Here is a 13,534-nt window from a genome sequence, read left to right as displayed (position 1 = left end):
AGGTACATCGAACGCGCGCCCGCAGGAGGTTGAAGTGCCGCAGATGGGCCTTTTTCAACGGCCCCTAAAAAAACAAGGGCCGTGTGGCCCTCAATCGAGTCTTTTCAAAATACGCCGCTGGACCCTCTTGGCCCGGCGCATAACGTCCTCTGTAGTATTTTTCATAGCATCTACGCTGCGTTCAACCAGTGGTTTTCTCTGGGGTCGCATCATGGGGCGCACTATGGCCCCGATCACGGTACCGAATATTCCTCCCCAAATCAACCCATGCCAGAAATTGCGCATCCGAATCACTCCTTCTGCATATTATGGCTCATACTGTAAGGCAGCATCTTCCCGTATTGTTTCAGAAATCGGTGCTGCAGATGTTAAGGATCCGTCCTGTTCCACGTTAAAAACTGTACATCCCCGCTTACCTAAAGAAAATTCAACACAGCAATCCCAACAATAGTACTGATCAGCGCCTACCTTCCCCACAGAACGCCAGCCACATACCGGACAGGTAATCATCCCGGCAACCACACCTCACAATTTCAATCGTCTTCTTGCAGCAGCTGAGACATTGATTCCGGCACCAGCACCGTATCATCACTAATCATCTGGGCTACAGGCAGAGGCATCATTTTCCTGCCGCAAATCCAATCGACCAGTATTCCGTCGGAAACTACGTAGCGTATAAGTTCACCGGTAGCGGGATCAAACTGCATATCTGTCAGTATGCCGATGTTAGTGCCGGTTTCCGTGATGATATCTTTGCCGAATATACTGCGAGTGGGGTATAGCCCCGCTTGATTGAGCAAGGGAGCCATATCGCCGATACATTTTTCATCGCGCAGCATAACTGCATCTTCACCGATACGGTAAATATCCGCCATAGGCACTCCCTGGCTTGAATCCGGTTCGTCGGTAAGCAGCAGGCAAAATACCGTCGCTGAATCAATATCCAGTACTACTTCTGTTACTGTGCCAACTTGTATGCCTTCCCCGGTGACCATCACCGGCAGGCCGATCATTTCCGATATTCGGCGCATAAAAGGCCTCCTATTGTTTTCCGAGCGTACAAATCGTCGTCGTAATCAGTTGTAGTATTAGTATGACCGCATGAAAAGCAATTTATAAACGCGATCCGGTAATTGGCAGATTAATTTATTGCCTTTTGAATGATTCCCCCGCCTACAACCGTATCGCCGTTATAAAAGACCACTGACTGGCCGGGGGTAACAGCCCTTTGTGCCTGGGAAAAATCAACCCGGATATCGCCGTCTGCCAATGGTGAAACCAGCGCCTCCGCCTCCCTGGCGCTGTAACGGATTTTCGCCGTTACCCGCAGCGGCTGGGTCAGCTCGTCAAAGGCAATATAATTGACGTCGGAAGCGATCAGACCGGCCGAGAATACATCCTGGTCCGACCCTACGATCAATTCGTTTTTGTCATAATCCAGAGCCACCACATATAAGGGAGAACCGGCAGCAATGCCCAATCCTTTGCGCTGCCCAACCGTGTATAGAGGCAAGCCCTTGTGCCTGCCGACAAGTTTTCCGCGGGTATCCAGAATATTGCCGGGTTTTAAAGCATCCGGCGCTTTTTCCTCCAGGAAGCGCTTATAATCATCGTCGGGAATAAAGCATATCTCTTGACTGTCGGGTTTTTCCGCCACCGACAGCCCGAATTCCCGGGCCAGGCGCCTGGTTTCAGTTTTGGCGTAATCCCCCAGGGGCATTAAGAAATGGCTCAGGGTATATTGATTTAAATGATACAACGCATAGGACTGGTCTTTAGTCGCATCTACTCCCTTGCGCAATGCATACCGCCCGGCAGCTTCATCAAACCCGATTCGAGCGTAGTGTCCGGTGGCCACATGTTGAGCGCCAAGCTCCAGCGCTTTCCGGAGCAGGCCGGAAAATTTCAGGTGCCGGTTGCAGGCAATACAAGGATTGGGAGTTCTGCCACTGCTGTATTCCTGAATAAAGTAGTCAATCACTGTCTCCTGAAACATATGGCGGAAGTTCAGCACATAGTAGGGAATTCCTAAAGTATCAGCCACCCGGCGAGCGTCGTCCACCGCTGACAAAGAACAGCATCCCCGGTAGTTGGGGTCAAACCGTTCCATATTATCTTCCCATAACTGCATGGTGGCCCCAATCACGTCATAACCCTGACGCACAAGAAGGGCGGCAGTTAGAGAACTGTCCACCCCTCCGCTCATCGCCACCAGTACTCTTGGCTTATTTTGCATAGAATCACAATCCTTTTCCAATCTGAAGCATTCGACTATCTGCCGGCAGGCCGTCCGTTTCAATGAAGCTGGCACTCTTGACACGGGCTCTGAGCCGATAGTTCAATTCTTTCGGCATGCAGCGGAGAAATGGCTCGCAGCCGTTCAACGATTTCCGGTATGACATTTAAAAAGTATTGTACATCTTCCATGGTATTGCCCCAGCCCAACGATATTCGTAAGGATCCGTGGGCAGCCTCATGGCTTAGTCCCATGGCCAGGAGTACATGGGATGGATCCAGGGACCCGGCGGAGCAGGCTGAACCACTGGATGCGGCAATGCCTTTCAAATCCAGGTTTAACAATAAGGATTCCCCTTCAAGGGACAGGAAGCTAAAATTGGCATTGCCCGGGATGCGCTGGGTGGGATGGCCGTTTAACTTTACATGAGGAATCTCAGCCATAACCCCTTCAATCAAGGTGTTGCGCAGTGTGGTAAGGGTGACGATCTTGTCGGTTAAATTCTGTGCGGCAATTTCAGCCGCCTTCCCCAAGCCAACAATCGCCGGTACATTCTCTGTGCCCGCCCGCAGATTGCGCTCATGGCCTCCGCCGTGCTGCACGGCCTCTATCCGTACTCCCCGTCTGACATAGAGAGCACCAATGCCTTTAGGGGCATTAAACTTATGGCCGGATAAGGTCAACAAGTCAATGCCGTCCTTTTTCACGTCAATCGGCAGATTCGAAGCCGCCTGCACCGCATCGGTATGAAAGTAAATATTGCGCTGGCGGGCCAAGCGGCCGATTTCCGCAATGGGCTGCACCGTACCGACTTCATTATTAGCATACATGATGCTGATCAGGATGGTCTGATCGGTAATGGACCGTTCCAGAGCCTCCAATGAAATCATGCCGTATTCATCTACCGGCAGGTACGTCACCTGAAATCCATTTTTCTCCAAGTACTCGCAGGTATGTAGAATCGCATGGTGTTCAATCAAGGTGGTAATGATATGGTTTCCCTTTTTCTTATTCGCCAGGGCAACTCCTTTAATCGCCAAATTATCAGCTTCCGTGCCGCCGCTGGTGAAAAAGATCTCTTCTGATTCGGCACCGATCAATGCAGCCACCTGTCTTCTGGCCTGGTCCATCGCCTTGCGGGCCTCCCGTCCAAAGGAATGCACACTGGAAGGGTTGCCGAATAGATCGGTCATATAGTTCACCAGAACAGCTGCTACTTCCGGATGAACCGGCGTCGTCGCGGAATGGTCAAAATAGATCCGTTTCATCCTGCCACCTCCTAATCATTCGACTTACTTAGCGTGGTTCTACCGTCTTTATCATCTTGGCACAAATCGTCCAGAGAAATAGAGTCCAATACACTGTTGATGCTGTCCCGTACCTTGGCCCAGACACCGCGGGTAACGCATTGACAGGCTTGGTCGCAGTATTCGTTGTTGCTCTCTTCGGTTAGGAGACAATCCACCGGCGCAATGGGGCCTTCCATAATGCGAATGATATCGCCCACTGAAATTTGCGACGGCTCTTTGGTTAAAGCATAGCCTCCCTGAGCACCCCGAACGCTTTTGACATATCCGGCCTTGCGCAATGTTCCCATCAATTGTTCGAGATAATGTTCCGAAATGTTCTGCCTTTGAGCCACGCTTTTCAAGGCTATGGGCCCCTGCTGATAATGCAGCGCCAAATCATACATCGCCGCTACGCCATAACGCCCTTTGGTTGACAGTTTCATAAGCACTCTCCTCAGTGATGCAAAGCATCGCATAGTCAGGAAGAAAGCGATTATCTTTCGGGCAGCCAGACATATATCTGCGAAAAACAATGCTTCCCGAGTGTTTAGCAAGCTAAATATAGCAAAAACGACGGAGCCTGTCAAAGACAGTGATGGCCGGTCTCAACTCTAGTGTAGCTTGCATGTGTTCTCGTTATGTATTGGGAACCTTCTTTCACTTTTTTTCCACTGTGTTTTTAGCCGGCAATTGTTCGGCCATTTTGCTTTCAAAGCCCCGGTTGCTGGGATGGTAATAAATCGTTCCGGTCAGTTTATCCGGCAAATACTGCTGGTGGACATAAGCACCGGGAAAATCATGAGGATAGAGGTAGTTGACACCGTGGCCCAATTGACTTGCCCCCCGGTAATGGGCATCCCGGAGGTGAGCGGGAACCGGACCGCAGTCTTTGGTTTTCACATCCTGCAGCGCTTTGTCAATGGCCACACAAGCCGCGTTGCTTTTAGGAGCGGCGGCAATGTAGGCCACCATTTGGGATAAGATCAAGCCGGCTTCCGGCATGCCGACAAGCTGGACAGCCTGAGCCCCGCTGCTGGCGACTACCAGGGCCATAGGGTCGGCGTTGCCCACATCTTCAGAGGCGCAAATGACGATGCGCCGGGCAATAAACCGCACGTCTTCTCCGGCGGCAATCATGCGTGCCAGATAATGCAGGGCTGCGTCAGGGTCTGAACCCCGCATGCTTTTGATGAAAGCCGATGCCACATCATAATGCTGATCGCCTGTTTTATCATACCGCTGCATCATCTCGCCGACGATCAGTTCCAGATGGTCCTTGGTTAATTTCCTTTCAGGACTGTCCTGGGCCAGTGCAGCGGCTTGCTCTAAGAGGTTTAAGGCCGAGCGCGCGTCACCGGCGGCAAATTCGGCGATGGCCTGCAGGATTCCCTCATCCGCGGCAACGGAAAGGGCTCCAAGGCCCCGTTCTTTATCCGTCAAGGCGCTTTTCAGGATACTGACCAGATCTTCAGCCATCAGAGACCGCAGGCGGACCACTCTCATCCGGGATAATAAGGGCGAGTTAATTTCAAAATAAGGATTTTCGGTGGTGGCGCCGATAAGTGTGACAGAGCCGTCTTCCACGTAAGGCAGTAAGACATCCTGCTGCCCTTTATTAAAGCGATGGATTTCATCAATGAACAGAATCGTCCGCCGTCGGTACAAGGCCAACCTTTCTTTAGCCGCGTCGATTAGTTTGCGGATCTCAGCCGTACCGCTGGCAACGGCATTGACCCGGACAAAATCGGCGCCTACCCTGTCAGCCAGGAGAGTGGCCAGGGTAGTTTTGCCCGTACCGGGAGGACCAAACAGAATCATTGAGGGAACCGAACCGGCTTCGATCATTTGCCGCAAGAATTTCCCCGGCCCCAGAATTCCCTTTTGTCCGCTAAATTCACTCAGATTGCGGGGCCGCATCCTGCTGGCCAGAGGCGCTCCCTTTTCGTTGTCAGTCCGGTTGGCTTCAGTAAATAAATCCATTGAAATCACCTTTTGGCAAGCTTGGCCAGAATCGACACAGTATAATCAATATCCTCCCGGGCAATTCCGTAGTGGGTTACCATACGAACCCTATGTTCGCCAAACTGGTTGGCCTGAATGCCATGCTGGCGCAATTGGGCGATAAAGGCCGGAACATCGCCCTGACGTTCAAAGATCACAATATTCGTCTCCACTGCAGCCAAGTCGATAGAGTAACCCTGATTTGCAAGGGCTTCCGCCAGGATACGGGCATGCCCGTGATCTTCCGTCAGCCGGTCCGCCATGGTGGTCAGAGCCACAATGCCGGCAGCGGCAATAATCCCCGCTTGTCTCATGCCTCCACCCAGCATTTTGCGGTAACGCCGGGCTTTGTCAATAAATTCGCGGCTTCCCACCACTAAAGAACCCATCGGCGCTCCCAGTCCCTTCGAAAGACAGAACTGAACCGTATCCACGCAGCGGGCGATTTCTCCCACGGGAATTTTCTGAGCTGCCGCGGCATTAAATATGCGCGCGCCGTCCATATGTACCCTGATGCCGTTTTGGGCCGCCACCATTTGAATATCACGCAACTGTGACTGAGTATAGCAGGTCCCGCCGGCGCGGTTGTGACTGTTCTCCAGACAGATCAGTCTGGAGGAAGGTTGATGAATGTCCTGGGGCCGGATGGCCTGTTGAATCATCTCGGCCGATAAAATGCCCCGGCGGCCAGTCACTTGTCTGGCCTGGACACCGGCGATGACCGCCATGCCGGCCACTTCATAATAAAAAATATGGGACTCGGCTTCGCAAATGAGTTCATCTCCCCGATCGGTATGGGCCAGAATTGACACCTGATTTCCCATGGTACCGCTTACCACCAGGAGCCCCGCCTCTTTGCCCATCAATTGGGCACCAAGATTTTCAAGTTTTTGAACCGTTGGGTCTTCCCCGTATACATCATCGCCTACTTCGGCTTGATACATGGCTTGTCGCATGGCTGGAGTCGGCAGGGTAACAGTATCGCTTCTTAAATCCACATTTCTCATGGTTTCCCTCCTAGATATCACATATATGACAGATCATTACCCGACTATTAAACATACTTCTGTATTTGGCCGGAAAATCCTCGTAAAACAAGAAAAAAGCCTGCTTAGCAGAGCTTGTTTTGTCTAAACGAGAAACAAGCCCGCTTTGCAGAGCTTGTTTCCGTCTAAATAAAAACACTAACTTCTGAAAGTTAGTGTTAAGACAAAATTGCCCTACAATACGAATCCCCACCATGCCGTCTCACCCTGTTTTGAACCTGCTCTAAGCAGGTGGGCGCCCTCCTGATTACTTAAATGTTCCTTGAGAAAGGCATACACGACATAATCAGAGCCAGAGCTCCCTAGGTCAATGTGTTGGATCAAAACATGGAACTACACGTACACAGCAGGGCTCACTAGTGTTTTTAGTCTGTATCTATCTTAACAAAGATAACCGTCATTTGCAAGAGAACAAACTTTGAAATTTTTACAATTATTTATAAAAATCTTATTTTTTGGCGATGACTTCCGATTTGACGTGCAGTTCTTTCAACTGCCGCAAAGACACTTCGGAAGGTGCCTGTACCATCATATCGGTAGCGCTTTGGGTTTTGGGGAAAGCAATGACATCGCGGATAGAAGCTCGCTTAGCCATAAGCATGACCAGCCGGTCCAGACCGAAGGCAATGCCGCCGTGGGGCGGGGTTCCGTATTCAAATGCCTCCAGTAGATAGCCAAATTTTTCATAGGCTTCATCCCGGGTCAAACCAATGGCCTTAAATACTTTCTCCTGCAGTTCCCGTTGATAAATACGAAGACTGCCGCCGCCGATTTCAGTACCGTTTAAGACCATGTCATAGGCTTTAGCCTTAATCCGGCCGGGATCAAACCCCAGAAACTCAATATCCTCATCTCGGGGAGAAGTAAAGGGATGATGCATGGCTACCCAGCGTTTTTCCTCGGCGTCATATTCAAACATAGGGAAATCAATCACCCATAGGAAGGACAGTTTTTCCGGGTCAATCAAATCGAGTCTGCGGCCCATTTCCAGGCGCAGCTGTCCCAAGGCATTGGCAACTCCAGCCGGCTGGCCGGCCAGGATTAAGAGCAAGTCTCCCTCTTTGGCTTGAGTGGCCTGAGTAACTTTTTGTATAGTCTCTTCGGAGAAGAATTTCGTAATCTGAGATTTAATCCCTTCCGGGGTATAGCACATCCAGGCCAGCCCTTTGGCGCCGTAGGTCGCCACATAGTCCGTCAATCCGTCTAATTCCCGCCGGGGAATGCCGGCATAGCCCTGGACATTGATGGCTTTAACCTGGCCGCCTTGCTCCAGGACAGTGTCAAATACCTTAAAGCCGGAATTCTTTACCGCCGGGGAAATATCAATAAGTTCCATACCAAATCGAAGATCCGGCTTGTCCGAACCGTAGCGGGCCATGGCTTCATCATAAGTCAGGCGCATAAGGGGCCGGGGGATGTCCACACCGCAGGCCTGCTTGAACAAATAAGCGATCATATCCTCCATCATCGCCAGGATGTCTTCCCTGTCAATGAACGACATTTCGATATCCAGCTGGGTGAATTCAGGCTGCCGGTCGGCGCGTAAATCCTCATCCCGGAAACAGCGCACGATTTGAAAATATTTTTCCATGCCGGCTACCATCAGAATTTGTTTAAACAGTTGGGGAGACTGAGGCAAGGCAAAAAACTTTCCCGGATTGACCCGGCTGGGAACCAGATAATCCCGGGCCCCCTCCGGGCTGGATTTGGTCAGCATCGGAGTTTCCACTTCCACAAAGCCCCTGCCGTCAAAGAAGTCCCGCATGGCCTTGGTGACTCTGTGCCGCAGCATCAGATTGCGCTGCATCTCCGGCCGCCTGAGATCCAGATACCGGTATTTCAGGCGCAAGGGTTCATCCACGTCAACTTCATCCTGAATATAAAAGGGCGGTGTTTTAGCCTGGTTCAAAATACGCAGTTCCTCGCCCAATACCTCAATTTCACCGGTAATCATCTGAGGATTGACCGTGTCAGCAGAGCGAAGCTTCACTTTGCCGCGAACAGCCAGCACGTATTCGTTGCGAACAGTTTCGGCCTTAGTAAAGGCCTCGGTATTATAATCAGGCGAAAAGACCACCTGAACCATTCCCGACCGGTCCCTCAAATCAATAAAAATCAAACCGCCATGATCCCGGCGTCTCGCCACCCAGCCGCAGATCGTAACCTCCCGGTCTGCGTCATTTTTGGCAAGTATGGCACACGAATGGGTCCGTTTCAAGCCTGCTAAAGTATCCATTATTTACCCATCTCCCTTTGAAGCTTCGATTCAATATCTTGTAATGCTACTAATTCTTGTTCGCCTGTTTGCATGAATTTAAGAGTAACCTTATCCTGGGCAAGCTCTTCTTCTCCTATTATGGCCACAAAACGGCTGGCAGAGCGGTTGGCCTGTTTTAGCTGGGTTTTCAGCCCCCGGTTCATGAACTCCGTGTCGCAACGCAGTCCGGCTTGGCGCAGATGCCGCAGCAGCGAAAAGGCAGCCGCCCGGGTTTCTGGTCCGGTAAACGCCACGAAAACATCCAGCCCTTCTTCCTGGGGCGGCAATAGCTGCTGTTTTTCCAGAGCCAGAAGCACCCTCTCAATACCAATGGCAAAACCGATGCCTGGCGTATGCTCTCCGCCGCATTCTTCAATGAGACCGTCATAGCGGCCGCCGCCGCAGACGGCGCTTTGAGCCCCGAGAGGCGGATACTGGATTTCAAAGGCTGTCTTAGTATAATAATCAAGCCCCCGCACCAGACGCGGATTATGTTGGAAGGAAATGCCGGCCTGAGCCAGCATTTCCTGCAACCCGGCAAAATGCTCTCGGCATTCGTCGCACAGACAATCGGAAATCGTCGGTGCATGCCGGGACAATGCTGTGCATCGCTCATTCTTGCAGTCCAGAATCCGCATGGGATTCCGTTCAAACCGTGACTGACAGTCCGAGCAAAAATCCGCCAGCGACTCACGCAAGGCTTCCTGCAGTCTGCTGCGATACAGAGGGCGACACTGAGGACAGCCAACAGAGTTGATATAAAGCTGCAGTTCATCCAGGCCAAGACCCCGAAAGAAATCCACTGCCAGCGCAATGATTTCGGCATCAATGCCTGGTCCTTCAGAACCAATGGCCTCAACACCGAACTGATGAAACTGGCGCAGCCGTCCTGCCTGGGGCTTGTCGTAACGGAACATGGGCCCGATATAATAAAGTTTCAGAGGCTGAGGCAGGGAATATAACTTATGCTCCAGATAAGACCGTACCACCGCCGCTGTATTTTCCGGCCGCAAGGTAATGCTGCGGCCGCCCCTGTCATTAAAGGTGTACATTTCTTTTTGGACAATATCGGTGGTATCACCGATGCCGCGCAAAAAAAGCTCGGTATGTTCAAACACCGGCGTTCTTATTTCCCGGTAGGCATGCAAATCGCAAACTCGGTGCACCGCGGCTTCAATCGACCGCCAGTAGGGGGTCGTGTCAGGCAAAACATCTTTTGTCCCGCGGGGAGCCATAATGGACATGAAAATTCCTCCTTATTCAACCATGGGTTCACTCATCCACAAGCGGAAACCTGCTTCCCGCTGACGGATATAGTGGGGCAGAGTGGCAATATATGTTTTTAAGTCTTTGGCGTGATACATATTCTCTACCCTCCAGTTCGGCGCCACGAATTTAGTGGTAGCTGCCGGCCCAATGCCAATAATGGTTTGGCGTTCTTCAATACTATATATATTATACAAACTTTCTAATTCCGGCTTAGTATAACCGACATTTTCCAAGTTGCCGGTCATATACTTCTGACGGTATAGATAGTAAGGAACCATTCCCATTCTTTCGGCGTATTGAGCCGCCCTGTATACCATAGCTTCCGTGTCCGCCGGGCCGGGCAACGGATAGCGCCCGGCCAGTTCCTTTAAGCGGGACCCTTTCTTGATTGCCAGGGCATGTACCGTGAAATTATCCGGGTCAAGCCGGGCAAGCTGCTCCAGTGTATCGGCCATATCCTGCTCTGTCTCGCCGGGCAAACCGGCGATCAGGTCCATATTAATAACAGGAAAGCCCATGCTTCTGAGCTTTCCGAATACATCTATTATATCTTGTACACTATGCATTCGTCCAATATGTTTTAAAGTTTTTTGTTGCATAGTTTGCGGATTGATGCTAACCCGGTTAACACTGTAATATTTCATGGCTTTCAGCTTATCATCATCCATAGTGTCAGGCCTGCCTGCCTCTACCGTAAATTCTCGCAGCGAGGGATTGGCAAAGCGATCCTGTATCATTGCCAGTAATTGAGAAAAATCGCCGGAGCCCAGACTAGTGGGAGTCCCGCCGCCAATATAAATGGTATCTGCCCTTACTCCGGCAGAATCAAGCAGGTCTCCGGCGGCGGCAATATCCCTGGCCAAGGCCGCAAGAAAAAGCTCTAAATCCGTTCTGTGCTGCGGCAAAACATAGGAAGGGAAAGAACAATACAAGCACCGGGTCGGGCAAAAAGGAATCCCGACATACACGCTGACTTTCTTTTTGAGTTCGCCGTGAGGCAGTAACAGTTGCCTATGGCGCAAGCCAATCTGAGCAAGGAGTTTCGCCTTATCCTGACGGATTGCATAGTCCTTTTGCAGTCGTTCAACAATCTCCGGCTCTAAAATTTCTTCTGCGTCCAACATACGTTGGACAATTTTTCCCGGCCTGACACCGGTTAAAATTCCCCAGGGAGTTTGACTACCCTTCATGGTCTCGTTTGGCCTGGCATTGTGAACAATAACCGTAGAATTTCACCTCATGATCCACGATGGTAAAACGATGCTTGCGAGATATACTGGCCTCCAGGCCCTCCAGCAAATCGTCGTCATATTCTTTCACCTGGCCGCAGTCTAAGCATATCAAATGGTGGTGATGGTGAGTAGCGCCGGATTCCGCGACTTCATAGCGGCTGCGGCCGTCACCGAAATCAATCTTTTGCAATAAATTCATTTCACTCAGCAATTCCAAGCTGCGGTATACGGTTGCCAGTCCTATGTCCGGCGATTGGTCCCGAACAATGCTGTACACGTCTTCAGCGCTTAAATGCCGGTTGGGATGATCCAAAAAAGCCTGAAGCACCATTTGGCGCTGGGGAGTCAGTTTATATTGGTTTTCCCGCAATTTTTGCCGTAATTCCTTCATTTTTGTACTCACGCTCATCACCTAACCTTCCTCATATTTCCATATATGCTTTAAAACGACCTTTACCAGCGCCATAAAAGGAACCGCCAGGATCATACCAACCCAGCCCAGCAGTTGCCCTCCCGCCAGCATGCCGATAATCACCATGACGGGATGCAGATCCACTGTACGCTGCATAATATTAGGGACAATAATATTATTTTCCAGCTGCTGGATAATCACATAGACCAAAATCACCTTGATCGCCAAAGCGGGAGAAATCAGAAAAGACAATATGACCGCCGGAATCGCGCCGATAATCGGACCGATTATCGGGATAAACTCGGTCAATGCCGCCAATAGCCCCAACACCAGAGGATAGTCCACATTCAGCAATGCCATGCCGCAAAATACAGCCGTCCCTATAATCAGGCTCAGCAGCACCTGAGCCCGGATGTAGCCGCTGACCGTCACACCCATTTCTTCGATGATTTGCGCCGTTTTAGAGCGGATACCAGGCGGAAAAGCCCTGACAATGCCGTTTTGCAGTTGCCGCCAGTCCCGTAAAAAATAAAACACCAAAACCGGCACTACCACCAGGTCAATAACGCCACCGGCAAAACTAATCGCCGAATTCACGATGCGCCGGGCCAACCCTGCCGAATACAGGACCGCATTAGACAGTCCCTGCTCCAGCATCGTACGCACATTGTCCGGCAAAATGATATCATGAGCCCGTTGTTCCAACACCAGTCCGATATTTTGCATTTTTGTCAACAAGGTCGGAACGTTACCGATAAACCGGTTGAATTCCTTGATAAGCGGCAAAAGAACAAGGGAAGCCACCACTGCGACGAGCGCAAATAGCAAGAGAAAAGCAATGAGAATAGCCATTTCCCGTGGCAAGGCTTTTGAGAACCGCCAAATCCGGACCCGATTGATTGCCTCAACCAACGGATGAAGGATAAACGATACTATCACCGCCAGAATCAACGGCAGAAAAACCGCTGTAACCTGACTGACGATATAGAGACCGGCTATTACTATGGCAATGCGTACCCAGCCTGATAGATGAAGCCGAGGCATGAAAGCCCCCCTTTGCAAGCCTGATCACCGAATGAATGGATTCATCTTTCGTTCCCAGCCGATAGTCGTCTGGGGGCCATGACCGGGATAAACCGTCATTTCGTCCGGCAGAACCATTAATTTATCTTGAATGCTCTGAACCAATTGATTGTAAGAGCCTCCCGGGAAATCCGTACGTCCGACAGACTCGGCAAACAGAGTATCACCGCTGAATACCGCATCTTTCGTCTTCAAAGATATCCCCCCCGGAGTGTGCCCCGGCGTATGCAATATTTGCAATTGGACTGTACCGCATTCGATGTTTTCCCCGTCCTGCAGCAGCCGGTTCGCGGGACTGCAGACAAAACCCGGTCCCATGAAAGCAGACAGATTAAGCTGCTTATTGATCAGCATGTCGGCATCCTCGGTATGGATCAGAACGGTCGCGCCGGTAGCCTGTTTGACTGCATCATTGGCAGCGATGTGGTCAGCATGACCGTGGGTGTTAATGATATGCTCCACCTGCAGTCCTTCCTGATTCACCGCCCCAATGATCGCCGCGGCATCGCCGCCCGGATCAATAATAACAGCTTTGCGAGTTTGTTCGCAATAAACAATATAGCAGTTTACGCCTAAATTGCCAACTTCTAATTGAATAATTTTCATTGCAAAACCTCTCCTCATTAAACTCTCTTCAGCCTCGAAGCAGGGACCGTTCAAAAAAGTCCAGATGCAAGATAAGAGCAACGCATGCGTTGCCGTACTAGTT

The 13,534-nt window shown here is 50.8% G+C and carries 13 protein-coding genes and 1 other RNA gene; all 14 read right to left on the bottom strand.

All coding sequences use genetic code 11. The annotated features are described in order from the left end of the window. Nucleotides 1-90: 90 nt before the first annotated feature. The 14 genes from ALO_RS19240 to ALO_RS19175 all read right to left on the bottom strand — a co-directional run bounded on the left by ALO_RS19240 (nt 91) and on the right by ALO_RS19175 (nt 13,431). Nucleotides 91-285, bottom strand: coding sequence for a hypothetical protein (locus tag ALO_RS19240; protein WP_004099536.1), 195 nt, complete (start codon nt 283-285; stop codon nt 91-93). A 248-nt stretch (nt 286-533) separates the two neighbouring features. After that, on the bottom strand, nt 534-1,031 hold the full coding sequence (locus ALO_RS19235; protein WP_004099532.1) for a PRC-barrel domain-containing protein: 498 nt from the start codon (nt 1,029-1,031) through the stop codon (nt 534-536). A gap of 110 nt (nt 1,032-1,141) precedes the next feature. Beyond that, complete coding sequence (gene mnmA / locus ALO_RS19230) at nt 1,142-2,236, bottom strand: tRNA 2-thiouridine(34) synthase MnmA (RefSeq protein WP_040293974.1); 1,095 nt, start codon at nt 2,234-2,236, stop codon at nt 1,142-1,144. 59 nt (nt 2,237-2,295) lie between these two features. Next, nucleotides 2,296-3,504 carry a cysteine desulfurase NifS gene (nifS, locus tag ALO_RS19225; protein WP_004099528.1) on the bottom strand — a complete coding sequence of 403 codons (1,209 nt, stop codon included), beginning with the start codon at nt 3,502-3,504 and terminating at the stop codon, nt 2,296-2,298. 11 nt (nt 3,505-3,515) lie between these two features. Beyond that, nucleotides 3,516-3,968, bottom strand: coding sequence for an RrF2 family transcriptional regulator (locus ALO_RS19220; protein WP_004099526.1), 453 nt, complete (start codon nt 3,966-3,968; stop codon nt 3,516-3,518). Between the two features lie 214 nt (nt 3,969-4,182). Next, nucleotides 4,183-5,505 carry a replication-associated recombination protein A gene (locus ALO_RS19215; RefSeq protein ID WP_004099524.1) on the bottom strand — a complete coding sequence of 441 codons (1,323 nt, stop codon included), beginning with the start codon at nt 5,503-5,505 and terminating at the stop codon, nt 4,183-4,185. A 5-nt stretch (nt 5,506-5,510) separates the two neighbouring features. After that, nucleotides 5,511-6,533 (bottom strand): threonine aldolase family protein, encoded by a 1,023-nt coding sequence (locus ALO_RS19210; RefSeq protein WP_004099522.1) that lies wholly within the window; start codon nt 6,531-6,533, stop codon nt 5,511-5,513. 221 nt (nt 6,534-6,754) lie between these two features. Next, a non-coding RNA gene (ssrS, locus tag ALO_RS21595) (6S RNA) lies at nt 6,755-6,928 on the bottom strand. Between the two features lie 92 nt (nt 6,929-7,020). Next, nucleotides 7,021-8,808, bottom strand: a complete 1,788-nt coding sequence (gene aspS, locus ALO_RS19200; protein ID WP_004099517.1) for an aspartate--tRNA ligase — start codon at nt 8,806-8,808, stop codon at nt 7,021-7,023. Next, complete coding sequence (gene hisS / locus ALO_RS19195) at nt 8,808-10,073, bottom strand: histidine--tRNA ligase (RefSeq protein ID WP_004099515.1); 1,266 nt, start codon at nt 10,071-10,073, stop codon at nt 8,808-8,810. Before hisS ends, aspS begins: the two co-directional genes overlap by 1 nt. A gap of 12 nt (nt 10,074-10,085) precedes the next feature. Further along, on the bottom strand, nt 10,086-11,288 hold the full coding sequence (gene hemZ / locus ALO_RS19190) for a coproporphyrinogen dehydrogenase HemZ (protein WP_004099513.1): 1,203 nt from the start codon (nt 11,286-11,288) through the stop codon (nt 10,086-10,088). Continuing rightward, nucleotides 11,278-11,739: a Fur family transcriptional regulator gene (locus tag ALO_RS19185; protein ID WP_004099511.1), complete on the bottom strand. Its 462-nt coding sequence runs from the start codon at nt 11,737-11,739 to the stop codon at nt 11,278-11,280. The genes hemZ and ALO_RS19185 overlap by 11 nt, the downstream gene beginning before the upstream one ends. A gap of 3 nt (nt 11,740-11,742) precedes the next feature. Next, nucleotides 11,743-12,786 (bottom strand): AI-2E family transporter, encoded by a 1,044-nt coding sequence (locus ALO_RS19180; protein ID WP_004099509.1) that lies wholly within the window; start codon nt 12,784-12,786, stop codon nt 11,743-11,745. A gap of 24 nt (nt 12,787-12,810) precedes the next feature. Then, nucleotides 12,811-13,431 (bottom strand): MBL fold metallo-hydrolase, encoded by a 621-nt coding sequence (locus ALO_RS19175; RefSeq protein ID WP_004099506.1) that lies wholly within the window; start codon nt 13,429-13,431, stop codon nt 12,811-12,813. Nucleotides 13,432-13,534: the final 103 nt, after the last annotated feature.

The organism is Acetonema longum DSM 6540 (assembly GCF_000219125.1).
Taxonomy (GTDB): Bacteria; Bacillota; Negativicutes; order Sporomusales; family Acetonemataceae; genus Acetonema; species Acetonema longum.
Note: the sequence above shows the minus strand (reverse complement) of the source record. Positions and strands in the feature narration are given on the sequence as shown.

Coding starts and splice junctions, on each gene's coding strand:
- ALO_RS19240 (WP_004099536.1), bottom strand. CDS start 285: ATGCGCAATTTCTGGCATGGGTTGATTTGGGGAGGAATATTCGGTACC.
- ALO_RS19235 (WP_004099532.1), bottom strand. CDS start 1,031: ATGCGCCGAATATCGGAAATGATCGGCCTGCCGGTGATGGTCACCGGG.
- mnmA (WP_040293974.1), bottom strand. CDS start 2,236: ATGCAAAATAAGCCAAGAGTACTGGTGGCGATGAGCGGAGGGGTGGAC.
- nifS (WP_004099528.1), bottom strand. CDS start 3,504: ATGAAACGGATCTATTTTGACCATTCCGCGACGACGCCGGTTCATCCG.
- ALO_RS19220 (WP_004099526.1), bottom strand. CDS start 3,968: ATGAAACTGTCAACCAAAGGGCGTTATGGCGTAGCGGCGATGTATGAT.
- ALO_RS19215 (WP_004099524.1), bottom strand. CDS start 5,505: ATGGATTTATTTACTGAAGCCAACCGGACTGACAACGAAAAGGGAGCG.
- ALO_RS19210 (WP_004099522.1), bottom strand. CDS start 6,533: ATGAGAAATGTGGATTTAAGAAGCGATACTGTTACCCTGCCGACTCCA.
- aspS (WP_004099517.1), bottom strand. CDS start 8,808: ATGGATACTTTAGCAGGCTTGAAACGGACCCATTCGTGTGCCATACTT.
- hisS (WP_004099515.1), bottom strand. CDS start 10,073: ATGTCCATTATGGCTCCCCGCGGGACAAAAGATGTTTTGCCTGACACG.
- hemZ (WP_004099513.1), bottom strand. CDS start 11,288: ATGAAGGGTAGTCAAACTCCCTGGGGAATTTTAACCGGTGTCAGGCCG.
- ALO_RS19185 (WP_004099511.1), bottom strand. CDS start 11,739: ATGAGCGTGAGTACAAAAATGAAGGAATTACGGCAAAAATTGCGGGAA.
- ALO_RS19180 (WP_004099509.1), bottom strand. CDS start 12,786: ATGCCTCGGCTTCATCTATCAGGCTGGGTACGCATTGCCATAGTAATA.
- ALO_RS19175 (WP_004099506.1), bottom strand. CDS start 13,431: ATGAAAATTATTCAATTAGAAGTTGGCAATTTAGGCGTAAACTGCTAT.